The organism is Luteimonas wenzhouensis, assembly GCF_007859305.1.
Taxonomy (GTDB): domain Bacteria; phylum Pseudomonadota; class Gammaproteobacteria; order Xanthomonadales; family Xanthomonadaceae; genus Luteimonas; species Luteimonas wenzhouensis.
This window is the reverse complement of sequence record NZ_VOHE01000003.1, coordinates 443,957-466,919: the sequence shown is the minus strand read 5'-3', so window position 1 is coordinate 466,919 and position 22,963 is coordinate 443,957. Positions and strand designations below refer to the sequence as shown.

The 22,963-nt window shown below is 70.8% G+C and carries 16 protein-coding genes; 2 read left to right on the top strand and 14 right to left on the bottom strand.

Annotation, left to right across the window (positions count from 1 at the left end):
* Nucleotides 1–301 precede the first annotated feature (301 nt).
* Entirely contained in the window at nucleotides 302–682 is a 381-nt protein-coding gene (locus FQY79_RS08500) for a helix-turn-helix domain-containing protein (RefSeq protein WP_146312463.1), read from the top strand.
* Between the two features lie 15 nt (nucleotides 683–697).
* Here FQY79_RS08500 and FQY79_RS08495 read toward each other — a convergent pair whose 3' ends face one another.
* From FQY79_RS08495 to rsmD, 7 genes are all read right to left on the bottom strand, one after another.
* Nucleotides 698–1,099, bottom strand: a complete 402-nt coding sequence (locus tag FQY79_RS08495; RefSeq protein WP_146312462.1) for an MAPEG family protein — start codon at nucleotides 1,097–1,099, stop codon at nucleotides 698–700.
* Nucleotides 1,096–1,998, bottom strand: a complete 903-nt coding sequence (locus tag FQY79_RS08490) for an MBL fold metallo-hydrolase (RefSeq protein ID WP_146312461.1) — start codon at nucleotides 1,996–1,998, stop codon at nucleotides 1,096–1,098. The genes FQY79_RS08495 and FQY79_RS08490 overlap by 4 nt, the downstream gene beginning before the upstream one ends.
* Nucleotides 1,999–2,009: 11 nt before the next feature.
* Nucleotides 2,010–3,761, bottom strand: coding sequence for a gamma-glutamyltransferase (gene ggt / locus FQY79_RS08485; RefSeq protein ID WP_146312460.1), 1,752 nt, complete (start codon nucleotides 3,759–3,761; stop codon nucleotides 2,010–2,012).
* The gene (locus FQY79_RS08480; RefSeq protein WP_146312459.1) at nucleotides 3,758–4,012 is read right to left on the bottom strand and encodes a YfhL family 4Fe-4S dicluster ferredoxin; all 255 of its coding nucleotides are present in this window, start codon (nucleotides 4,010–4,012) and stop codon (nucleotides 3,758–3,760) included. Before FQY79_RS08480 ends, ggt begins: the two co-directional genes overlap by 4 nt.
* Nucleotides 4,013–4,210: 198 nt before the next feature.
* On the bottom strand, nucleotides 4,211–4,696 hold the full coding sequence (locus FQY79_RS08475) for a hypothetical protein (RefSeq protein ID WP_146312458.1): 486 nt from the start codon (nucleotides 4,694–4,696) through the stop codon (nucleotides 4,211–4,213).
* A 37-nt stretch (nucleotides 4,697–4,733) separates the two neighbouring features.
* Entirely contained in the window at nucleotides 4,734–5,237 is a 504-nt protein-coding gene (gene coaD, locus FQY79_RS08470; protein WP_146312457.1) for a pantetheine-phosphate adenylyltransferase, read from the bottom strand.
* Between the two features lie 68 nt (nucleotides 5,238–5,305).
* Nucleotides 5,306–5,869, bottom strand: coding sequence for a 16S rRNA (guanine(966)-N(2))-methyltransferase RsmD (rsmD, locus tag FQY79_RS08465; RefSeq protein WP_146312456.1), 564 nt, complete (start codon nucleotides 5,867–5,869; stop codon nucleotides 5,306–5,308).
* A gap of 130 nt (nucleotides 5,870–5,999) precedes the next feature.
* Between rsmD and FQY79_RS08460 the strand changes: the two genes are divergently transcribed.
* Entirely contained in the window at nucleotides 6,000–7,016 is a 1,017-nt protein-coding gene (locus FQY79_RS08460) for an Ldh family oxidoreductase (protein ID WP_186759875.1), read from the top strand.
* A gap of 51 nt (nucleotides 7,017–7,067) precedes the next feature.
* Here FQY79_RS08460 and FQY79_RS08455 read toward each other — a convergent pair whose 3' ends face one another.
* The 7 genes from FQY79_RS08455 to FQY79_RS08425 form a co-directional block, all read right to left on the bottom strand.
* Complete coding sequence (locus FQY79_RS08455; protein ID WP_146312454.1) at nucleotides 7,068–9,485, bottom strand: glycoside hydrolase family 127 protein; 2,418 nt, start codon at nucleotides 9,483–9,485, stop codon at nucleotides 7,068–7,070.
* A gap of 3 nt (nucleotides 9,486–9,488) precedes the next feature.
* Nucleotides 9,489–11,102: an amidohydrolase family protein gene (locus tag FQY79_RS08450; RefSeq protein WP_222434260.1), complete on the bottom strand. Its 1,614-nt coding sequence runs from the start codon at nucleotides 11,100–11,102 to the stop codon at nucleotides 9,489–9,491.
* A 118-nt stretch (nucleotides 11,103–11,220) separates the two neighbouring features.
* Nucleotides 11,221–14,193, bottom strand: a complete 2,973-nt coding sequence (locus FQY79_RS08445; RefSeq protein WP_146312453.1) for a TonB-dependent receptor domain-containing protein — start codon at nucleotides 14,191–14,193, stop codon at nucleotides 11,221–11,223.
* A 365-nt stretch (nucleotides 14,194–14,558) separates the two neighbouring features.
* Nucleotides 14,559–15,437: a hypothetical protein gene (locus FQY79_RS08440; protein WP_222434259.1), complete on the bottom strand. Its 879-nt coding sequence runs from the start codon at nucleotides 15,435–15,437 to the stop codon at nucleotides 14,559–14,561.
* A complete protein-coding gene (locus FQY79_RS08435; RefSeq protein WP_246123045.1) occupies nucleotides 15,437–18,424 on the bottom strand; it encodes a TonB-dependent receptor plug domain-containing protein in 2,988 nt (995 codons plus the stop codon). The genes FQY79_RS08440 and FQY79_RS08435 overlap by 1 nt, the downstream gene beginning before the upstream one ends.
* A 370-nt stretch (nucleotides 18,425–18,794) precedes the next feature.
* Nucleotides 18,795–20,594: a DUF885 domain-containing protein gene (locus tag FQY79_RS08430; protein ID WP_146312452.1), complete on the bottom strand. Its 1,800-nt coding sequence runs from the start codon at nucleotides 20,592–20,594 to the stop codon at nucleotides 18,795–18,797.
* A 20-nt stretch (nucleotides 20,595–20,614) separates the two neighbouring features.
* Nucleotides 20,615–22,930: a S9 family peptidase gene (locus tag FQY79_RS08425; RefSeq protein WP_146312451.1), complete on the bottom strand. Its 2,316-nt coding sequence runs from the start codon at nucleotides 22,928–22,930 to the stop codon at nucleotides 20,615–20,617.
* Nucleotides 22,931–22,963: the final 33 nt, after the last annotated feature.

The window sequence follows — 22,963 nt, the reverse complement described above, 5'->3', positions numbered from 1 at the left end:
CAAACCTGCGCTTGCTTCCAGCGTTTCCCTGCGAGACTGCTCCTATGACCCCGGTCCCTGGAGCCGACGCGACCACACGGGGCTTACCCTCGCCCATGTCCGCTGGACACGCAATGGGTCGGCCCCCCCGGAACCAGTCAGTATTGCTGACGTGTTCAAAATATGTCCCAATGCAACAAAAGCTTGCGTAATTTTGACAACGAAGCTGGACAAGCGATGCCAGTATTGCTGACACGTCAGGATCACTGTCCGCGCCGCCCGACAGTGGCCTGGCGACGGCGCACCGGCCGCAGGAGACACAATGAAGATCAGTACGCGCATCCGCACCGCCCGGGTCAGGGTCGGGATGTCCCAAGCCGATCTGGCCACCGCACTCGGCGTCAGCCGCAGCGCCGTGGCCAACTGGGAGAGCGCCAAGGGCCGGGTCTATCCGTCCACCGAACGCCTGGGCGAACTGGCCATGGCCACCGGCGTGTCCTACGAATGGCTCGCCACCGGCCGCGGGACGCCGTACGCGCCCAGCGACGGCATTCCGGCCGCCGACGCCGAGTTCGTCGATGATCCGGTGGAGCGGCGGCTGCTCGAGGGCTTCCGGGCCTGCAACGAGCAGTTCCGGCAGGCGATCCTGACCGTGGTGGAAGCTCAGGCGCCGCCGCGCCAGCGTCGACAGCGTCCGGGCTGAGTGCGGGCCGGGGGTTCAGGCCAGGAACTGGACGGCGAACCGCCACAGGCCGGCCAGCGCCATCGCCAGCAGGGCCAGGAAAGTGAGCATCGCGCCGCCGAAGCGGCCGAAGGAATAGCCCGCCGAACCGCCCAGGCCGATCGCGTGCAGCACACGCCCGGCCAGCAGCACCAGGCCGCACGTCCACAGCAGCGGAGCCGGCAGCCCGCACAGTTCCAGCAGCGCCAGCATCACCAGCGCCAGCGGCACGTACTCGGCGAAGTTGCCATGCACGCGCATGCGCAGGGCCATGGCCTGGTCGCCCCCGCTGCCCACGCCGATGCGGGCCTGCTGCCGGCGCCGCACCACGCGCAGCGACAGCACCAGGTACAGCAGCACGTGCAGCGAGGCGATGAACAGGGTGATGCGCGGCGTCATCCGGCGCCCTCCCCGCCCAGCGGCCGCGCGGCCAGCCGCCCGAAGGCGTGGGCGGCGACGAAGCGCCCGGTCTCGTCGCGGCCCAGCTGCACCAGCGCGGTGTCCGGGTCGTGGGTCAGGAACAGGTGCACGTTGCGCCTCAGCTTGTCCTGGAGGAAGGCCTGCTTCTCGTCGACCAGCAGTTCCGGGCTGCGGTCGTAGCCCATGGTGATCGGCACGTGGATCCAGGGCACGCCGGGCACCAGGTCGGCGCAGAACACCACGCCGCCGTGGGGCTCGCCGTCGCGCAGGTCCGGACCGCGGATCTCGGCCAGCATCATGCCCGGCGTGTGGCCGTCGCTCCAGTGGAACCGCACCGCCCCGCCCAGCGACGGCGCATGGTCGCCGTCGACGAGCTCGAGCCGGCCGCTGGCCTCGAGCAGCGCCGGCAGTTCCGGGATGAAGCTGGCGCGGTCGCGCGGATGCGGGTGGCAGGCGCGCTCCCAGTGGCGCCGACCGACGACGAAGGTGGCGTTCGGGAACAACAGTTCGGGCGCACGGCCGGCCGCCCAGGGGGCCAGCAGGCCGCCGGCATGGTCGAAATGCAGGTGGCTGAGCACCACCACGTCGACGTCGCCGTGTTCGAACCCGGCCGCGCGCAGGGAATCGAGCAGCACGTGGTGCGGCTCGGCAACGCCGTAGCGCTCGCGCATGCGCGGATCGAAGAACGCGCCGATCCCGGTCTCGAACAGCACCACCTTGCCGTTGAGCGGTGCGGCCAGCAGGCCCCGCGTGGCCAGCTGGATGCGGTTGGCGTCGTCGGGCGTGGCCCAGCGCGTCCACAGCGCGCGCGGCGCGTTGCCGAACATCGAGCCGCCGTCGAGCTTCTGCGAGTTACCCTCGATCGACCACAGCTTCACGGCCGCGGCCCTCAGTCGCGCCGGCCGCCCGCCGCGGCGCCGACCGGCCGGGTCGCGCCGCTGCCGACCGGGTTGCGCGGATCGGAACCGGCGCCCAGGCTGTTGTCCGACAGCCGCCACTCCACGGTCTGCAGGTTGCCCCAGACATGGCTCGAGCCGCGCCCGCCCTCGGCCTCGTCGCCGGGCAGCTGCAGGGTATGGCCGAGGTCGCGCAGGCCCTGGGCGACGTCCGGGTCGAACGCGCCGGCCTCCGCCTGGATCCGGTCGGGCATCCACTGGTGGTGGTAGCGCGGCAGCGCGGCCACCGCCTGCGCGTCCAGGCCGGCGTCGTAGCCGAGGATCCCCAGCAGCACCATGGTGATGATGCGCGAACCGCCGGGCGTACCCAGCACCGCCACCCGTTCCGGCGAGACCATGAAGGTCGGGGTCATCGAGCTGAGCATGCGCTTGCCCGGCGCCGGCGCGTTGGCGTCGTAGCCCATGACGCCGAACGCGTTGGGGATCCCCGGCCGCAGTGCGAAGTCGTCCATCTCGTTGTTGAGCAGCACCCCGGTGCCCGGGGCCACCAGGCCCGATCCGTACAGCAGGTTCACCGTCTGGGTCACCGCGGCGCGGTTGCCCTGCGCGTCGATGATCGAGAAGTGGGTGGTGTCCTCGTCCTCGAGCGGCGTGGCCTCTCCGGAGAGCAGTTCGCTGGGCGTGGCGCGCGCCGGATGGATGGTCGCGCGCAGCCCGGCGGCGTAGTCGGGACTGGTGAGCAGGCGCTGCGGCACCTTGACGAAGTCCGGGTCGCCCAGGTGGAAGGTGCGATCGCGATACGCGCGCCGCATCGACTCCACCACCAGGTGCGTGCGCTGCACCTCGTCGAGCCGGTCCAGTTCCCAGCCCTGCAGGATCTGCAGCATCTGCGCCAGGGCGATGCCGCCCGACGACGGCGGCGGCGCGGTAACGATCTCCCAGCCGCGGTAGCGGAAGCGGACCGGTTCGCGCTCCTTGACGGTGTAGGACGCCAGTTCCTCCAGGGTCCACTGCCCGCCTTCGGCGTTCACGCCCTCGACCAGCTTGCGTGCAACCTCGCCGCGGTAGAAGCCGTCATGGCCGTGCTGCGCGAGCAGTTCGAGGGTGCGGGCGAGGTCAGGCTGGCGGAACAGGTCGCCTACGCGCGGCGGCGCGCCGCCAGCCAGGAACACCTCGCGCGTCCCCGGGTAGCGTTCCATCACCTCGCGACGCATCTCGTAGCCGCGGGCCATGCGCTCGTACACCGGGAAGCCTTCGCGGGCGATGCGAATCGCCGGCGCCAGCGATACCGACAGCGGCAGCCGGCCGTAGGTCTGCGCCACGTGCACCAGGCCCGCGGGAAGGCCCGGGATCCCCGCCGACCACGGGCCGTTGATCGCGCGGTCGCGGTCGAAGCTGCCGTCGGCGGCGAGGTAGCGCTCGCTGGTGGCCGCGGCCGGCGCGGTCTCCCGCGCATCGACGAACACGTCGCGCCCACTGCGCGCATCGTGCAGCAGGAAGAAGCCGCCGCCGCCCAGGCCCGAGGAGATCGGCTCGACCACCGACAGCACCGCCGAGACGGTGACCGCGGCGTCGAAGGCGTTGCCGCCGGCCTCCAGGGTCTCGAACCCGGCCTCGGTGGCCAGTGCGTGCGCCGAGGCGATGGCGGCGCCCGGTGGGCGGGCATCCGCTCGCGCGTCGCGCGCGGACAGCGGCGCCGCCGCCAGCAACGCGGCGGCGAGGAAAAGGGAAAGAATGCGGTTCATGCGGACTCCTGCTGCAGGCGGCGCAGCTTGGCCAGCAGCTGCGGTTCGCTTTCCGGGTGGTCCGGGTCCGGGTCGATGCATTCGACCGGGCACACGGCCACGCACTGCGGTTCGTCGAAATGGCCGACGCACTCGGTGCACAGCGCCGGATCGATGACGTAGATCGTTTCGCCCTGCGTGATCGCCCGGTTCGGGCACACCGGCTCGCAGACGTCGCAGTTGACGCAGAGCTCGTTGATCTTCAGGGCCATGCGCGCATTGTAAGCGCTGGCCGCCGCGGCACCGTTCCACCACCGGAAAAGGCGGTGCGCATCCGCGCGGGATCGGCGTCAGCCGGAGGGCGCAGCCCGGGCCCGACCGGTCCTGCCTCCCCGGGACGGGGGCCGTGCACGGCCCCCCCTTCGATCACGGTAAAGGGGTCGCGCCCGCCGGCGGGCGCGACCGGGGACTTACTTGGCCTCGACGAACACGTAGTCGACGCCCGCCGGTTCGACCGCCGCCTTGACCCGCCCGTTGTTGGCCGCGTCGCCGATGTAGACCACGCGCACGCCCTTCATGGTGTCGGGCGGGACCTGCTCGAACGCGGCCACCACCAGGTCGGCGGTCTTGGTCGGATCCAGGCCGGCGTAGGCCAGGATGTTGCCCTTGACGATGCCACGCGCGACGTCGAGCTTGGCCTTGTCGAGCAGCCGGTTGTATTCCTCCGGATCGTCCGGGTTCGGGTTCGCCGGCACCCGGTACACGTAGGGCTGGGCGGTGATGCCTTCCATGTGGCGCGGCACCTGGTCGCTCAGGTAGGCCTGCCAGGCGGCCTTGTCGTCGGTGGTGGGGACCGGCACCGGCGCCTTCTCGGCCACGACCGCCTCCTCCTTCTTGCAGGCCGCGAGCGGCAGCACCAGGCACGCGGCCAGCGCCAGGGTCTTCATCAGTTTCATGGTGGTACTCCCGTTCTAGAGATGTGGAACGACGAAATCAGCCGGGCTCGCGCCGCCATTCGGCCTGCAGCGCCTCGGCCACCGCGGCCGGGACGAAGCCCGACACGTCGCCGCCGAGCCGCGAGATCTCGCGCACCAGCGACGACGAAATGAACCCGTATTCCTCGGCCGGGGTCAGGAACAGGGTCTCGACCTCGGGGATCAGGCGGCGGTTCATGCTCGCCATCTGGAATTCGTACTCGAAGTCGGACACCGCGCGCAGCCCGCGCAGCAGGATGCCGCCACCGATCTTGCGCACGAAGTCCGCCAGCAGGGTCTCGAACGGCTGCACTTCCACGTTCGGGTATTGCGCGAGCGCCTCGCGCGCCAGGCGCACGCGCAGTTCCAGCGGGAGCGTGGGGCGCTTGCTCGGGCTCGCGGCCACGCCCAGGACCAGCCGTTCGAACAGCGGCGCGGCCCGATGCACCAGGTCGATGTGCCCGTTGGTGATCGGGTCGAACGTGCCGGGATAGACCGCGGTGCGGGTGCGGGCCGGACTCATGGGTTCGCTAGGCGTCGACGCTGCGGATGTCGGGACCGGGCCAGTGTAGCAGCGCCGCGCGGCGCTGTTCAGCCTCCCCGCCGGTACAGCGCGTGGCGCGCGTGGCGGGTCGCGCCCTCGCGATGCAGGTGCCACCCGTCCGGTGGCGCCATGTTGCGCTGCAACGGCGCTTCCACGTACAGCCACGCGGCGTCGGCCAGCCATGGATCGAGCTGCGCGATCGCCGCGCCCCACAGGTCGAGGTCGAACGGCGGATCGATGAAGGCGAGGTCGAAGCGTTCCCCGGTCGGCGCGCGCAGGAACCCCAGCGCATCGGCGTGCACGATCCTCGCCGCCCCACCGCCGTCCAGGCGGTCGGCGACGGCGCGCAGGCGCTCGCAGCGGCGGCGGTCGCGCTCGACCAGCACCGCCGACCGCGCACCGCGCGACAGCGCCTCCAACCCCAGCGCACCGCTGCCCGCGAACAGGTCGAGCACGCGCGCGCCGGGCAGCATCGGCTGAAGCCAGTTGAACAGCGTTTCGCGCGCGCGGTCGGACGTGGGCCGCAGGCCGGGCGCGTCCTCCACCGGCAGGCGCGTGTTGCGCCACTTGCCGCCGATGATCCTCACCTGCCCGGTCGGGTGCCTGCCCATGCACGCATTGTGCAACGAACCACCGGCTTTTCCGCCATTCCGGCACAAACCGCGGCGCGGGCTTCAACTGGCATGGTGGATGGGCAATAGTCCCCTGCCCTCCCCGTGTTCCGCGTACAGGTGATTGCAGATGAATGATTCGGTGGTGCTCACCCTGGAAGAGGCCGGCGCCCTGGTGTCATCGATCCTCGGGAAGGCCGGTTTCAGCGAAGGCCACGTGCGCACGCTGACCTGGCTGATGGTGTCGGGCGAACGCGACGGCTGCGCCGCGCACGGCCTGTACCGCACCCTGGTGTGCGTGCACTCGCTGCGCTCAGGCAAGGTCGTGGGCGACGCCGAGCCGGAAGTACACGACCAGGCGCCGGCGATCGTGCGCGTGGACGCGCGCGGCGGCTACTCGCTGCTGGCCTTCGAGGCCGGCCTGCCGCTGCTGGCGGAGAAGGCACGCTCGCAGGGACTGGCGGCGATGGCGATCAACCGCTGCGTGCACTTCTCCGCCCTGTGGCCGGAGATCGAACGCCTGACCGACATGGGCCTGGTCGCGCTGGCGTGCAATCCCAGCCATGCCTGGGTCGCTCCCGCCGGCGGCCGCGTGCCGCTGCTTGGGACCAATCCGATCGCGTTCGGCTGGCCGCGCACCGGCGCGCCGCCGTACGTGTTCGACTTCGCCACCAGCGCGGTGGCGCGGGGCGAGATCGAGCTGCGTCGCCGGGCCGGGGAATCGATCCCCGAAGGCTGGGGCATCGATGCGCAGGGCAATCCCACCACCGACCCGGCGAAGGTCCTCGACGAGGGCGCGATGCTCACCTTCGGCGGCTACAAGGGCTCGGCGCTTTCGACGATGATCGAGCTGATCGCCGGCCCGCTGATCGGCGACCTCACCAGCCTGGAGTCGATGGAGTACGACGCCGGCGCGGGCGCCTCGCCCTACCATGGCGAACTGGTGCTGGCGCTCGACCCGCAGCGTTTCCTGGGCGATCGCGCGCAGGAACACCTGGCACGGGCCGAAGCCTTCCTCAACGCCTTCGACGGGACCGGCGCACGCCTGCCCTCGCAACGCCGCTACCAGGCGCGCGAGCGCAGCCTGGCCGAGGGTGTCCGGATCCCCGCCGCGCTGCACGCCGACCTGGTGGCGCTGCTGGAGTAGCCGCGCCCCGCACCGCCTCCCGCGTCGCGGGAGGCGTCGGCTTCGCCGTGGTCAGCCCGCCAGCAGCCAGGCGCCGAACACCGGGCCGGCGGAGTAGCCGGCATCGGGCACGATACGCACCCGCCACCCCGAAGGCGAAGGGGCGCGCAGGTTCGCCGGCAGCGGATAGTCGACCATCACGAACTCGTGGCCGCGGCCGCCGTCGAGCACCTCGTGGGCGACCGCGCGCCCATTGACCTCGATCGCGAAGCGGCGACGGTGCTCCTCGCCCCAGTAGCGCAGGCGCAGCGCCGCCGCCGGACGATCGCCGCGCAGGGTGAACTCCAGCGTCCCGCCGTCGCGGACGTCGCGGCCGCTCACCCGGCGGTAGCTGGCCGCATACGAATCACCGGTGACCGCCAGCGCGTGGGCCTGTTCGCTGTCGCCGTCGCCGAGCTCGATGTGGTCCAGGCTGCGTTCGCGCAGGGCCTGTTCCCGGGACCGGCGCTCGGCCTGCCGGGCCTCGTGACGCTGGCGCTGCGCGGCGTCGAAGCGATGGAAGTACACCGCCTGCCGCCGGTCGTGCAGGGCGTGGAAGGCGACGAACTCCAGCCCCTGCGGGTGGGTGGGCAGGGCCACGCGCCAGCGCCCGCCCTCGGGCTCGCCGAACGCGGTCTCGATGCCGTCGGGAAGCCAGGGCTCGATCCCGTCCCACGGCGCGTCGGCCGGGCCCAGGTCGGCCGCGATCACGCACGGGCCGCGGCGCAGCGACACCAGCGTGGAGTGGTCCCCGCACGGCTCGAGCCGCAGCGGCATCGCGAACCCGACCTCGATCCGGTCGCCCTCGCGCCAGGCGCGGCGGATCCGCGCGTAGCCATCGCGCATCTCGGGCTTCACCTCGCGCCCGTTGACCCGGATCCGGCAGTCGCCGGCCCATTCCGGCACCCGCAGCCGCAGCGCCGGCAGGGCGCCCTCACGCAGCGGCCCGAGCGTGATGCGCACGGTCCCGTCGTCGGGCAGTCCCGACTCCATCCGCAGCGACACGCCGCGCGCGGAATCGTCGCAGGTCGAGGGGATGTAGAGGTTGACCAGCAGCTCGCCGTCGCGGAAACCGTAGATGCCGTCGGTGTACTGCGCGTGGCTTTCCATCCCGGTGCCCACGCAGCACCAGAACTGTCCTTCCGGGTCGGAATAGCTGCGCGCCTCGCCGGTGAGCAGCGGCGTCATGTAGGTGTAGCGCCCGCCCTCGGGATGCTGCTGCGACAGCACGTGGTTGTAGAGCGCGCGCTCGTAGAAGTCGAAGTAGCGCGCCTCGCCGTTCCAGCCGTGCAGGATCCGGCTGAGCCGCATCATGTTGAGCGTGTTGCAGTGCTCGCAGGTCTGCTCGGTGATGTAGCGCGGCAGCGTGCCGGGCTCCTGGAAGTACTCGCGGTCGGAGTTGCCGCCGATCGCGTAGCTGTGGTGGTGGACCACGCGTTCCCAGAAGAACAGCGCCGCGGCCGCGTCGCCGCGGTCGCCGTCGGCCTCGAAGCCGCGCGCCGCGCCCAGCAGCTTGGGGATCTGGGTGTTGGCGTGCAGCCGGTTGAGGCGGTCCTCCCCGGCCACCAGCGGGTCCAGCACGCGGTCGTGGCGGAAGCGCCGCGCCAGCGCCAGCCAGCGCGCGTCGCCGGTGCGCTGCGACAGCTCGGCCAGGCTTTCGGGCATGCCGCCGAACTCGCATTCGAGCACCTGCTGCATCTGCGCGTGGTCCAGCGGCGCGAGCTTGCGCTCGACGTACCCGGCCAGCCGCACCGCGACCTCCAGCGCGAGATCGTTGCCGCAGCAGCGGTGCGCGTCGAGCAGGCCGGCGAACAGCTTGTGCCAGGTATAGAACGGCGCCCAGCTGCCGTTGAGCCGGAACGGCAGCGCCTCGATCCGGCCCTGCTCGATCTCGTCGAACACCGCGCGGCCGCCTTCGACCACGCCGTCGGCCCGCTTGCGGGTGAAGCCGGCGACGTAGCCGTCGCCGCCGGCCTCCTGGCAGCGCGCGAGCTCGGCGACGATCGCGTCCACGCGCTCGCGGCACTCGGCGTCGCCGCTGCCCTCGTGCATCAGCGCCAGTGCGCTCAGGTAGTGGCCGAGGGTGTGGCCGGCGATGGTGTCGCCTTCCCAGCCGCCGTACGCCTCCCCCTGCGGGGGCAGCCCGGCCTGCTGGTGGAAGTTGTGGAGCAGGCGACCCGGGTCGAGCCGCATCAGGTAGCGACGGGTGGCCGCCACCGACTCGGAGAACAGCGAGGGCAGCAGCCTGACGCTGCCGGGCGCCGGTGGCGCCACCCGCCCCGGGGCGAAGGCCAGCACGCGGCCGGCGAACCCGCTCCAGCCCAGCGCCAGCGCCGCCGCGCTCCAGGCGAGGAAGCGGCGGCGGCCGGCATCGGCCGGCGGGGCGCCCGCCGGATCCCGGCGATTATCGGGGGCCCGGGTCGGCGCAAGCGAACGGGAACCTGTCTGCATGGCTCAGTGCTCCGCGTGCGGGGCCGCGACCAGCGGCATCGGCCCGTCCGGCAGGCCGCGCGCGGCCTTGGCCTCGCGGACCATCGCGCGCACGTCCGCGCGCAGCGCCGCGGCATCGTAGACGATGCCGTCCTTGATCGTGTAGTCGACGCCGCCGACCTGCTCGACGCGGTCGTCGTCGTCCAGGCGGATGGTGCCGGTACCGAACAGCAGCTTGAGGTTGGCCAGCGGGTTGCCGCGCACCAGCACCAGGTCGGCCTTGCGGCCGACGCGCACGCTGCCGACGCTGTCTTCGCGCCCGAGGATCCTCGCGCCCATGCCGGTGGCGGCGTGGATCACCTCGAGCGGGCTGAACCCGGCCTCGCGCAGCAGCTCCATCTCCTGCACGTAGCCGAAGCCGTACAGGTTGTAGATGTAGCCGCAGTCGCTGCCGATGCCGACCATCCCGCCGCGGTTCTTGTACTCGTTCACGAACTGCATCCAGAGCCGGTAGTTGCGCCTCCAGTCCATCTCGAACTCGGTGGTCCAGTCGAACCAGTAGGAGCCGTGGTGCAGGCGGCTGGGGCGGTAGAAGTCCCACAGCGCCGGCATCGTGTACTGCGCGTGCCAGGTGGCGTTGGTCATGCGCATCAGGTCGCGGCTGGCCAGGTAGGCGGTGAAGGTCGGGCTGAGGCCGAAGCCGCGCTCGAGCAGGGTCTCCATCACCTCGTTCCAGCGCGGCGAGCCCGGCTCGGCCGCCTGTTCCCACAGCCGCCCGGCCTCGGCGAAGCGCATCTGCTCATCGGTGTTGTTGAACTCCGCCGGCCAGCGCTGCAGCCGGCGGTCGGTGAACATGGCCTCGGGCAGGCCGTACCAGTGCTCCATCGAGTCGAGGCCGCGCGCCGAGGTCTGCAGCACGTTGGCGTACGCCACCAGCTGCTGGGCGTGGTGCATCGTGGTGCGCATGCCGATCGCCTCGGCCTCGTCCAGGGCGGCGTAGAGCACGTCCTCCGGGATCGAGCCGATGAACTTGATGCCGTCGGCGCCGCGGCGGCGGGCGTTGCGGACCGCCTGGCGCGCGGTGTCCGCGTCGTTGATCCCGGGCTGGATGGCGTTGAAGAACGGATAGACGTCGATGCGCGGGGCGACGATCTCGTTGCGCTCGCTGCGCCGCTTGACGTCGACCAGCCACTCGATCGGGCGGCCACTGCCCAGCTCGCGCACGCTGGTCACGCCATGCGCCATCCACAGCTTGAGCACGTATTCCGGGGGCACGCCCTGGCCGTCGTCGAGCGTGTGCAGGTGGACGTGGGTGTCGACGAACCCGGGCATCAGGGTGAAGCCGGTGCCATCGATCTCGCGGTCGCCCGCCGCGGCCCGCCGCGACGGCACGATCGCCCCCGGGGCGCCGATCGGCACGATCTCCGCGATCCGGTCGCGCACGACCACCACGTCGAACGGGCCCTGCATCGGCGCACCGGTCCCGTCGATCACGTTCACGTTGCGGATCACCAGGCGCTCGTAGGGCCCTTCGCCGGCGTCGCGCGCCGGGATCTGCGCACGCGAATCGGGCGCGGCCGCCGCCGGCGCCATGGCCAGCGCGAACGCGCAACACAGGAAACGGACCAGGCGGATCAAGTCGACCTCCGATGGCGATGGGAAATGGAACCGCCGCCGCCGGGGAGTTCGGGGAGGAGGCGGCGGCGGTTCGCGTGGAAACGAAGGGAGGGGGCCGCGCGCGGCCCCCCCGACCCGGTCAGAACTTCAGGCGCACACCCACGAAGTAGCGCCGTCCGAGCACGTCGTAGACGCCGACGTCGGTGTTGGCGTCGCCCGCCAGGGCGGTGCCCAGCAGCGGCGGATCGCGGTCGAACAGGTTGTCGACGCCGCCGAACAGCTGCAGCTTCCCGGTCACGTCGTAGCTGGCGTTGGCGTCGAAGTACCACGTCCGCGGCGACTCCTGGACCGCGGCGGTGATGCCCTCCCGCAGCCGGAAGTCGTTGATCATCCTGGCCTGCAGCCGGGCCGACAGCGGGCCGCTGCGGTAGCCGGCCGAGAAGTTCACCTTCAGGTCCGGGATCAGGATGTTGCCGGTGCCGCCGCCGCAGCCGCCGCCCATGAAGCCGGCGCAATCGACCTCGCCCTGGTCGGCGATCACCTGCATCGAGCGCTCGAACAGCCAGCTCGTGAGCAGGGTCAGCGACACCTGGCCCTCGTTCCCGCCCAGGCCCCACGAGACCGGGAAGCGGTAGTCGGCCTGGAAGTCGAGCCCGCTCGCCTTGAGCAGGCCGATGTTCTGCAGGGTCGAGCGGACGTCGTCGATCTGGCCGTTGGGCAGGCGCACGATGGCCTGGCAGCTCGGCGAATCCGGATCCAGGCGGCTGAAGCAGTCGCTCAGCATCTGGTTGGCGCTGATGCTGGTGATCGCGTCCTCGACCTCGACCTGGAAGTAGTCGACCGCGAAGTTCAGGCCCTCGATCGCGGGGATCGAGAACACCGCGCCGAAGGTGAAGGTCTTGGAGGTTTCCTCGTCGAGGTTGGGATTGCCGCCCGTGGTCCGCTCGAAGCCGACCGATGCCTGGGTGAAGGTGTCGATGTCGGCCGCGGGCACGCCCTGCTGGATGCAGAGCTCGCGCTGCGCCGGGGTCGGATTGGCCGCCACGGTGCACGGATCGACGCCGGCGGTGAAGCCGCGCGCCTGCGGCGAGTAGAGTTCGTTGATGTTGGGCGCGCGGATCGCCACGTTGTACGCGCTGCGCAGGCGCATCCAGTCGGTCGGTGCCCATTCGGCGCCCAGCTTCCAGGTGTTGACGCCGCCGATAGTGGAGTAGTCGGAGTAGCGCGCCGCGCCCTCGATCGCGAGGTCGTGGGCGAAGCGCGCGCCGGCCAGCAGCGGCACCCGGAACTCGGCGAACACCTCGCGCACGCTGTACTCGCCTGACATCGGCGTCTGCGACACCGCGCCGTAGTCGCCGGACACGTCCATCGCGCTGGGCTGGAACGCATACTCGTCCTTGCGGTACTCGGCGCCGAATGCCAGCGAGACCGAGCCGGCGGGCAGGTCGAACATCGTGCCGCTCATGCTCGCGCCGACGATGGTGCGGTCGAAGATGTCGCGGCTGGCGCGCTCTGGGGTCAGGAACGCGGCCGCGTCGGCGTTGATCGAGCCCAGGCCGAAGATGCTGGCCGGCACGCAGCCGCTGGCGGTGTTGGCGCAGACCAGGTTGCCGTCGACCACCACCGCATCGAGCGCCTGGGCCAGGCGCGCCTGGTTGATCTGGTTGTTGTTGACCGTGTCGGTGCGGTTGCGCTGCTCCTGGACGAAGGCGTCCCAGCGCCACCAGTGCCCGCCGCCGGCCTCGAACTCGCCGCGCAGGCCGCCGACCAGGTTGTAGCTGGAGCGTTCGTAGGTGTAGTAGCGCGGGCCGAGCTCGTCGGCGCGGCGGCCGGCGCCCACGATCGCCGCGGTGCCGTCGCCGTCCGGGTCGAAGATGTGGGCGTTGTTGGCGAAGAACTCACGCACTGCCGGCAGCAGCACCGGGTTGTTGGCGTAGTTGGGCACCAGCAGGGTCGAAGAACCGGCGCCGGGCGTGAGCGGGGTGAAGGAGTCCGGCGCCTGCTGGTACTGGTTGCGGCTGTTGGAGTAGTAGGCCTCGCCGTAGGCCTCGACCGAGTCGCTGACGCGGAAGTGCGCCAGGGCGCTGACCTGGGTGCGCTCGAGCGGGCGCTGCAGGTAGTTCAGGTCGGCGTAGTTGTACGCGTCCTCGGGCGCGCAGTACGGCAGCGGCACGCCGCCCTCGCCGAAGCGGATGCCGTTGATCGCGGTGCACGCGCCGGACGGCGAGAGGTCGACCCCGACCAGCGACTCGAGCTGCGGGCCGCTCAGGCCGATGCGGGTGCCCGGGATCGAACCCGAGCCGCCCGGGACCAGCCGGCCGCCGACGGTGTCGAGCGGCACCCGCGAGAACTCGCGGTCCGCCTGCAGGACCGGTTCGCGGTCGGTGCGGCTGATCGACAGCACCGCGTTGCCCCGGCCGTCGGCGAAGTTGCCGCCGATGGTCAGGTCGAACTTGTCGTAGGTACCGTCGCCTTCGGCGGTCTCGCCGCGGGTATAGGTCGCCTCGAGGCCCTCGAAGTCCTTGCGCAGGATGAAGTTGACCGCGCCGGCGATCGCATCCGAGCCGTACACGGCCGACGCGCCGCCGGTGATGATCTCGACGTTCTCGACCAGCGCGTCGGGGATGCTGGCCAGGTCGACCACGCCGTCGGAATTCGCGGGCGTGAAGCGGCGGCCGTTGACCAGGGTGAGCGTGCGGGTCGCGCCGAGGCCGCGCAGGTTCGCGGTCAGCACGCCGGAGCCGCCGCCGTTGTTGACGTTGGAGGTGTTGCCCGCGGCCAGCTGCGGGAACTCGTTGAGCACGGTCTCGATGGTCGCGCTGCCCGAATGGGCGATCTCCTCGCGCGAGACGACCGTGGTCGGGCTGGGCGCGCTCAGGTCCTTGCGCATCAGGCGCGAGCCGGTGACCGTCACCGTGTCCAGGCTGACCGCGGTCTGGGCGGAGGCGGAGGCGTCCTCGCCCTGCTCCTGGGCGACGGCCGGGGCCGCGGCGAACGCACCGCCGAGCATGGCCAGGGCCAGCGACGCGGCGAGGCGGCGGACGGGCGGCAGTTGAGGGTGCTGCGGCCTGGCTGTGCCAGGGCGCTGGATGGAAGAGGTGGCTACGGTCATGGCGCTTCCCCGATTCTGGTGGCTTGGCGACCCCCTGCCGATGCAGGAAATCGCACGTAGACGATCGACCCGCGTGCGTCCCTACCGGATCGCATCCGCAGTCCATTGCCACTGCTTGATGCGCAGCTGTGTGTTACTTCCGTGATTCCAGTCTCGTCGCCAGCCCCCGCCGGGTCTTGTGTTGATTGACGGAATTGGATGTGGAAATCCGCACAATTGTTGTGCAGTGCGATAGCGCGCGGGAGGGGTTTCGCCCGCGCGTGGCCGCCGGACCCGCATGTTCTGCGCGCGAAAACGGCCACCGCGGCATGGGTGCCGCGGCGGCTCGTCACCTGGGTGGCGCCGGGTGGCCGGCAAGCCCGATGTCAGCAGTCGCTTCCCGCGGCCCGCGCTGCGATCCGCGACCGCGCCGGATGCCGGTAGTAGACGTCCGCATCCAGGCGTTGCCGATGGCTGTACACCTCGCCCAGCACTGCGTACAGCGCAGGGTCGTAGGCCTGCAGGTCGTCGGCCGACAGCACTTCTCGGTCCTCGCCCCTGGACAGCTTGTTCGAGTTGAACCAGAACTGCGTGCCCTCGGCCCAGTACTCCTGCACGGTCACGGCCGCGTAGTCCCCGCGCCACAGCCCCGCGTCCATGGCGTTCGCGTAGGCCTCCTCCACCCGCCGGTACAGCGCAGGATCGGCCCGCTGGACGGCATAGAGGACCGCATGCGCCAGCTCGTGGACGAGGATGTTCTCGCCGAAATACCGGGTATCGGGAACGCCGCGCAGGTTCTCCTCCGCCCCCGTCGTGTAGCGCCCGCCCATGCCGCGGGCCCGGCTGTCCCAGTATTCGCGATCGCTCATCGCGGCGATCCGGTCGTAGTGCTTGCGTTCGCAGGGCGTCAGCCGCGGATCGTCGGGCGCCGGCTTCTTCCAGTGGCGCTGTTCGGGCAGGTCGGTGGTGGACTCGTCGATGGCCATCACGCCCACGCGCACGCCGTCAGCGACCATCGACCGGCGCAGGTCCGGGCGTTCGGCCAGCATGCCGTCGATCAGTTCGCGCGCGACCTGCAGGGTGGCGTCCTCGACGCGGGCCGAGGACACCACCGGGATGCCACCGGCATCGAGATGCTTGGCATAGAACGGGTCCAGCCCCAGGGACGCCGGCGGCGGCCCCACCCGCGCGCGCTCTGGCGGCGCCCCCGTCGCGGCCAGCGCGACGCTGGACAGCAGCAGCGCCGCCACCAGCGGCGACGGCATCACATCGAGATCCTCACGCCAGCGTGGTACGTCCGCCCGATGACGTCGTAGACGCCCGCCTGGTAGCTCAGCTCGAAGTTCGCACCGCCGGCCTCGGCGCCGGGGATGCGCGGCGGCGCGCGGTCGAAGACGTTGTTCAACCCGGCGAAGACGTCCACGCCGCGACCGATCCGGAACCAGCCCGAGACGTTGCTGTAGAACATGGTGCCGGACCAGACCTTCTCGTAGTCCTCTTCCGTGATCTGGCTGCTGTTGCGCATCTTCGAGAAGTGGCGCAGCGTCCACGTCGCGCCGCCCCTGTCGTTGGACCAGCTCAGGCGGGACACGCCCTTCCACTGCGGCGAGCCGAAGGTGCCGGCAAACTGGATGACCTCGTCGGGCGCATCCGGGTCCAGGGTGTAGTCGCGGTTGAGCAGGCGGCCATAGTTCGTGTCGAAGGAGACCGATCCGGCCTTGTCGCCCCACCTGCCGGTCAGGTCGTGGCGGTAGTGCACGCCGATGTCGATGCCGCGGGTGACGTACTGGGCTAGGTTCAGCTTCTGCGTGACGATCTCGAACAGGTTGCCATCGGCGTCGCGCGTCACCAGCGGACAGAAGATGTTATCCAGGGTCGGCGCGTCCACGCACTTGTTGATGATGGTCTGCGCCGGGAAGGAGTCGATCGCCCCACGCAGGTCGATGCGGTAGTAGTCGGCCGTCACGGTGAGGCTCCGCAGGAACCGCGGAGTGAGCACGAACCCGGCGGTCAACGTCTTGGCGGTCTCCGGCTCCAGGTCGAGGTTGCCGGTGCTGATGATGTCGCGCCAGAGCCAGAAGGTGTCGACGTCGGACGGGGCGAGGACCGCGCAGTTGGCGGCGGTGTATTCGGTCCGGTCGCTGCGGTACTCCAGGTTCCAGCTGTTGCACGGATCGTTGATCCACAGTCCGCCGACGCTGCGGGCGGTGAACATCTCGCCGATGTTCGGCGCACGCACGGCCTTGCCGTAGGTGCCCCGGAACGTGAGGTCGTCGATCGGCGCCCACTCCAGCCCGAACTTGCTGGTGTTGGTGCGGCCGGCGGTGCTGTAGTCGGACACGCGCCCGGCGACGTCCAGCGCCAGTCGGCTGGCGAAGGGCAGGTCGCTCAGCAGCGGCAGGTACAGTTCACCGAAGGCTTCCTTCACGCTGTAGTCGCCGACCAGCGGCAGCTGGACCGCGCCGATGCTGGGGTCGTACAGCGGACTGCCCGGATCGTACTGGGGAATGGCGCCGATATCGTTGCGCTCCTTGCGGTACTCGCCGCCGACCACGACCTTGGCCTCGCCGCCGGGCATGTCGAACACGCCGCCGGAGGCATAGGCCGAGAGGACCTGCTGGGTCATGGTCGTGCTGGACCAGTCCGAGGTGTACTGCAGGTATGCGAGCTCCTGCGCGCCCAGTCGCCGGAACGGATTGATCGGGACGCAGCCGTTGCCGGGATCGGACAGCGTGCTCCGGCACACCGGGCTGCCGCTGGCGTCGGTGGTCGAATCGAGCCCCAGCAGGTAGCGGTCGTGGGCGATGCTGTCGACAGCGCGAACGCGCTGGCGCGTGCGCCCGTGGGAGTAGTAGCCGGAATAGTTCCAGGGGCGCGACAGGAACTCGAAGTCGCCCTGCAGCCCGACCACGCCCTGGAGCAGCCTGCGCCGGTACTCGCTGTGCGCGGTGCCTGCCTCCAGGTCGAAGTGGCGGGCGAAGTTGACTCCCCCGGCGATCGGTCCGCCGTTGGCGGCGATCATCTCCGCGGTGATGAACGGACTGTCGGCCGGCACCATCTCGGTTCCGTAGGCGCTGAGCGCGCGGGCTGCCGACTGCGAATCGGTGCCCGAATAGCCGATGCTGGCAAACAGCCTCAGTGCCGGGCTGAACTCGAAGTCCAGCGACGCGCGGGCCGCCATGCGATCGGACGGCACCATCAGGTACCAGGAGTCGTAGCGTCCGCCGTACTCGCCACCATCGGTCACCAGCGCGTTGAGCGCGGCGGCAGGATCAGCCATGTTTGGCGGGCTGGCGTTGACATAGCCACCCGGCCCCAGGTTCGGCGCACGCAGGCTGCCGTCGGCGCCGACCGCGTAGTGCACTCCCCCCAGGATCACCTGCGCATCGGGGGAGTTGTAGATGTTGTGGTTCCCGTCGGAGATCCCGTATCTCTGGTCCGGGTTTGCGCGCGTGTAGAACGGATAGCCGCCCGCGGTCCACGGACGGTCCTGTCCCGACACCGTATCGGACTGCTTTTCGACGAAGCCGAAGACGGTGAAGTTGCCGCGATAGTCGGCGAAGTTGGTTCCGAACAGGACGTCGCCGCTGTAGCTGGCCATGTCGCCGCGGCTTGAATTCCCGTAGCGGATGCTGGCGTCCAGCCCGTCGAAATCCTTCTTCAGGATGAAGTTGGCCACGCCGCTGACCGCATCGGCGCCGTACAGCGCCGAAGCGCCGCCGGTGATGATCTCGACACGCTCGATCAGGCTCGAGGGGAGCACGCTGAGGTCGACCGCGGACGTGCCCGGGATGGACGGCACCTGCCGTCGTCCGTCCACCAGCACCAGGGTGCGCTGGGTCCCCATGCCGCGCAGGTCCAGCGCATTGATGCCGGGGTTGCCCGCCAGGTTGCTGGTCTGGTCGGTCTGCGTGTAGGCCAGGCTGGGCAACTGGTTGACGACGTCGGCGATCTCGGTATGGCCGGAGGCGCGGATCTGCTCGGCGTCGAGCACCGTCAACGGCGTCGGCCCTTCCACGCCCTCCTGGCGGCGGATGCGCGACCCGGTCACGACCACGTTGTCCAGCGTCCTGGCCTCGACGCTCTCGTCTCCGGTCGACTGCACGTCCTGCGCCATGGCCTGCGGGATGCCCATTCCGATGGACACGACCGCGGCCGCGATGCCGAGCGCCAGCGGGCGCAGGCGATACGCGAGCGATCCCGCGCGGCCGCAAGCGGAGGTTGGAAGCACGATACGGGTTGCGTCGTTCATGTTGATTCTCCAGAGCAATTCAAGACCGGACATACCATCGGAGGCGCCGCCATCGACGGCCGTCGAAAGGGCCGGGCGATCCAGACGCGGGACGTCGATGTCCATCTGCGCACCTTCCCCCGCAGATCCCGCAGTGACCCTTCCATGATTCCGACCGCGATGCCAGCAGCCACGCAGGTCTTGGGTCGAATGACGGGATCGGGTGTTGAAATCCGCACAATAATGGTGCAGCGCGATATCCAGCAGACAGCTTTCACAGGCGCCATACGCTGGTGCTGCGAGTACACCGACCACCGCCGCGGCGCACCGCGGCGGCACGTGTTTCCGGACGCGGACACGCTGCGGCGCCGCGCCCCTTGCCGCGTCAGCCTCAGTCGGTGGTCGCTGCCGCCTTCTGCCTCGAAATGAACGCGCGCACTTCCTCTTCCAGCACCGGCAGCGGCACCGAGCCGAGGTTGAGGATGGTGTCGTGGAACGGACGCTGATCGAAGGCCTCGCCAAGCGCCTGCTCGGCCTCGCTGCGCAGGTCGCGGATGGTCTTGTAGCCGATGTAGTAGGCCAGCGCCTGGCCCGGCCACGCGATGTAGCGGTCGATCTCGTTGACGATGTCCAGCGGCGCCAGCGCCGTGTGCGCCGAGAGATAGTCGATCGCCTGCTGCCGCGTCCAGCCGTACTCGTGCAGGCCGGTGTCGATCACCAGGCGCGCCGCGCGCCACATCTCGAAGGTCAGGCGGCCGAAGTCGTCGTACGGGGTCTGGTAGATCCCCATCAGGGTACCGAGCCACTCGGTGTACAGGCCCCAGCCTTCGCCGTAGCCGGAGAAGTAGGTCTGCTGGCGGAAGTCCGGCCGCGCCGGGGCTTCCAGCGCCAGCGCGGCCTGGAAGCTGTGGCCTGGCGCGCATTCGTGCACCACCAGCGCCGGCAGGTTGTACAGCGGGCGCTGTGGCAGGTCGTAGGTGTTGAACAGGCACGAGTCGAGCCCGCCGCGCCCCGAGGTGTAGATCGGCGCGATGTCGTCGGGCACCGGCAGGATGGTGAAGCGGTACCGCGGCAGGGTGCCGATCACATGCTTGAGTTCGCCATCGACCTTCTTCGCGATCCAGGCGGTGTAGTACAGCAGCTCGTTCGGGGTCTTCGCGTAGAACTGTGGATCGGTGCGCAGGAACTGCAGGAACTCCTCGAAGCTGCCCTCGAAGCCGGCGCGCTTCATCACCTCGCGCATTTCGCGGGAGATGCGCTCGACCTCGGCCAGGCCGAGCTCGTGGATCTCCTTCGCGGTCATGTCGCGGGTGACGTACTCCTTGATCTGGGTCCTGTAGAACTCGCGCCCGTTCGGGAGGTCGGCCGCGGCGGTGGTGGTGCGGGTGCGCGGCAGGTACTCCTCGCGCATGAACGACAGCAGCTTCGAGTACGCCGGCACCACGTGCTCGAGCACCACCTTGCGGCCCTCGGCCTGCAGCTGCGAGCGCAGCGGCTCCTTGATCGTCACCGGCATGTTGGCGAAGGTGGCCAGGAACGGGTTGTCGTCGGAGGTCAGCGTGTACGGCTCGATGGTCTTGTCGCGACCCTCCACCGAGGAACGCGGCACGCTCCAGCCGCGCGCCAGGCCGGCCTCCATATTGGCGATGTGCTCGTCGAAGTAGCGGCCCACGTCGCGCAGGCGGCCGATGAAGCGGCGCCAGTCGGCCTCGCTCTGGTAGGGCTGGCGCGGGTTGAGCCCGCCCCAGAAGAACGTGTCGCTGTTGAACGGCGCCTCGTAGGTGCGCCAGGTGGCGCCGTTGAGGTTCGCCTCGACCGAGGCCCGGAACACGGCGGCGTTGATCCGCTCCTCGGGGCCGAGCTGGTCGACCGGGATCGCGTCGAGCGCGTCAAGCACCTGCTTCCAGTAGGCGGCGCGGCGCGCCCAGCTGCCCGCGGTCACCGAGGGCAGCCGGTCGGCGGCCTGCCAGCGGCCGTCGATGCGCTCGCGGGCGAACTCCTGCTGCCGCCAGAGCCACTCCGCCTCGTAGAGCTCGCGCAGCCTTGCCTCGGCAGCATTGGCCGGCGGCGGCAGCTGGCCCGCGTCCGGGGCGGCCTGGGCGGCGGCCGGGAGGACCGCCGCGCCCAGCGCGAGCGACAGCGAGAGCGCGAGGGTGGAGAGGTGCGTGCGGGTACGGCGGAATGGGCGCATCGGGAGATCTCCTGCGGTCATCATCGGATGGTCGGTGGGTGCGCGTCGGCGCGGTTGCGGCGGGGCGGTTGGACGCCCTGCAGGTGGCGGATGAAGAAGTCCGCCTGGCGGCGGTGGGCATAGTCGATCGGGCCGGTCGAGCGGCCCACGGTGTGCTCGCCGCCGGGGAACACGAGCAGGTCGAAATCCTTGCCGGCGCGGACCAGGGCGTCGACCACCTGCATGGTCGAGGCGGGGTCGACGTTGCTGTCCTGCTCGCCGACGATCAGCAGCAGCTCGCCCTGCAGCAGGTGCGCGTTGTCCACGCCGGAGGCGCGCGAGTAGTGGTCGCCCTCGCCTTCGGGCAGGCCCATCCACTGCTCGTTCCAGCTGATCTTGTCCATGCGGTTGTCGTAGCAGCCGTTCCAGGCCACGCCGACGCGGTAGAACTCCGGGTGGAACAGCAGCGCGCCGAGCGTGCTCTGCCCGCCCGCCGACGCGCCGTAGATGCCGACGCGCGAGATGTCGTAGGACCGGTCGCGCGCGGCCAGTGCCCGGTGCCAGGCGATGCGGTCCGGGAAACCGGAATCGCCCAGGTTCTTCCAGGCCACGTCGTGGAAGGCCTTGGACCGGTTGGCGGTGCCCATGCCGTCGATCTGCACGACGATGAAGCCGTGGTCGGCCAGTTCCTGCATGCCCACCACCTTGTCGCCGCCGCTGTGGTAGCCGAACGGCCAGAAGGTCTTGGGCACGAAGGAATCGTGCGGGCCGGCGTAGATGTTCTCGATTACCGGGTAGCGCCGCGCGGGGTCGTAGTCGCGGGGCCGCACCACCAGGCCCCAGATGTCGGTGGCCCCGTCGCGGCCCTTGGCCACGAACACCTCGGGCGCCTTCCAGCCGGCGGCCAGCAGGCGCGAGATGTCGGCGCGCTCGACCCGGGCCACCAGCGCGCCGTCGGCGCGCCGCAGCTCCATCACCGGCGGCATGTCCACGCGCGAATACACCACCACGAAGTGGCGGCCGTCGGGCGCGACCGACACATCGTGGTCGGCGTCGGCGTCGGTCAGGCGCACCAGGCCGCGTCCGTCGAACCCGACCCGGAACAGCTGCCGGAAATAAGGATCGCGCCCGGGGTCCACGCCGCTGGCGGTGAACCAGATCTCGCGGCGGTCCTCGTCCACGTGCAGCACCTCGCGCACCACCCACTCGCCCCGGGTGATCGGGTGGCGGAGCTGCCCGCTGCGGCCGTCGAACAGGTAGAGGTGGCGCCAGCCGTCGCGCTCGGACAGCCAGATGATCTGCTCGCCGAGTCCAGCGACGTCGTGGCGGAAACCGCGCCAGGTATCGACGAAGGTGTCGCTGGGCTCGGCCACCACGATCCGCGCCTGCGCCGCGGCGCCGGGCGCGGGCACGTCCACCGCCAACAGGTCCACGCGCTGGTGTCCGCGGTGCACCACCTCGAAGGCGAAGCTGCCGCTGTCGCGCCGCCACTGGATCGGCGACAGCCGGTAGGGGTTGGCGAACAGGGCCGCGTCGATCTCGTGGCGCCGGCCCGAGCCCAGGTCGACCAGCACCGGCGACTCGATGTCCACCGCGTCGCCGGGCTTGGGGTAGAGCTGCACGTGCACCCGCGGCTGGCGCTGGTCGCGCGGCGCGGCCTCGACGCGCACCACCTCGCGGCGGTCGCCCGGGCGCACCCGGTAGAGCGCGAGCCAGCGCGAATCCGGGGACCAGACGATGGTCTCCGGATCGTCGAACCGGCCGTCGTCGGCGGCCGCGGCATGGAACACGGTGCGGCCATCGTCCACGCGCCGCACCAGCACCCGCCCGTCCTCCACCAGCGCCTCGTGGCGGCCGTCGGGCGAGCGCCGCGGCTGGTTGTCGGCCGGCACCGCCAGGTCGCGCACCACGCCGAAGGCGCGTGGCCGTCCCGGCCGTGGCGGCACCCTGGCACAGGCCGCCGGCGCCAGCGTGCAGCGCCAGCGCGCCTCGTCCGTGGAGAACGCGATCGCCGCGCCGTCGTCCTCGAACCGGAACTGCTCGAACGGCAGCTGCGTGGGCGCGTGTTCGCCGCCGCCGGCCGCGGCCAGCGCCCGCGCGATCGCGACATGATCGAAGGCCGGCGCCTTGCGTCCGCCATCGAGCTCATAGCCGAAGAAGGCGAACCCGCCCTCGACCGTCTTGCGGTAGTGGAAGCGGCCGGCGTCCTGCCACGTGGCCGGCCAGGCGACGTCGCGGGTCAGCCCGATCCACTGTGCGCGCAGCCCGCCCGGGGGCGGATCGCCGGCCAGCACCGGCGCCGCCGCCAGCCCGCCCGTGCACAGCGCCAGCAGCACCAGGACCAGGGTCTTTCCCATCTCGCCTCCTCCCTTGCGGCCACGCGCCGCGGT

Coding starts and splice junctions, on each gene's coding strand:
- FQY79_RS08500 (WP_146312463.1), top strand. CDS start 302: ATGAAGATCAGTACGCGCATCCGCACCGCCCGGGTCAGGGTCGGGATG.
- FQY79_RS08495 (WP_146312462.1), bottom strand. CDS start 1,099: ATGACGCCGCGCATCACCCTGTTCATCGCCTCGCTGCACGTGCTGCTG.
- ggt (WP_146312460.1), bottom strand. CDS start 3,761: ATGAACCGCATTCTTTCCCTTTTCCTCGCCGCCGCGTTGCTGGCGGCG.
- FQY79_RS08480 (WP_146312459.1), bottom strand. CDS start 4,012: ATGGCCCTGAAGATCAACGAGCTCTGCGTCAACTGCGACGTCTGCGAG.
- FQY79_RS08475 (WP_146312458.1), bottom strand. CDS start 4,696: ATGAAACTGATGAAGACCCTGGCGCTGGCCGCGTGCCTGGTGCTGCCG.
- coaD (WP_146312457.1), bottom strand. CDS start 5,237: ATGAGTCCGGCCCGCACCCGCACCGCGGTCTATCCCGGCACGTTCGAC.
- rsmD (WP_146312456.1), bottom strand. CDS start 5,869: ATGGGCAGGCACCCGACCGGGCAGGTGAGGATCATCGGCGGCAAGTGG.
- FQY79_RS08460 (WP_186759875.1), top strand. CDS start 6,000: ATGAATGATTCGGTGGTGCTCACCCTGGAAGAGGCCGGCGCCCTGGTG.
- FQY79_RS08455 (WP_146312454.1), bottom strand. CDS start 9,485: ATGCAGACAGGTTCCCGTTCGCTTGCGCCGACCCGGGCCCCCGATAAT.
- FQY79_RS08445 (WP_146312453.1), bottom strand. CDS start 14,193: ATGACCGTAGCCACCTCTTCCATCCAGCGCCCTGGCACAGCCAGGCCG.
- FQY79_RS08440 (WP_222434259.1), bottom strand. CDS start 15,437: ATGCCGTCGCCGCTGGTGGCGGCGCTGCTGCTGTCCAGCGTCGCGCTG.
- FQY79_RS08435 (WP_246123045.1), bottom strand. CDS start 18,424: ATGAACGACGCAACCCGTATCGTGCTTCCAACCTCCGCTTGCGGCCGC.
- FQY79_RS08430 (WP_146312452.1), bottom strand. CDS start 20,594: ATGCGCCCATTCCGCCGTACCCGCACGCACCTCTCCACCCTCGCGCTC.
- FQY79_RS08425 (WP_146312451.1), bottom strand. CDS start 22,930: ATGGGAAAGACCCTGGTCCTGGTGCTGCTGGCGCTGTGCACGGGCGGG.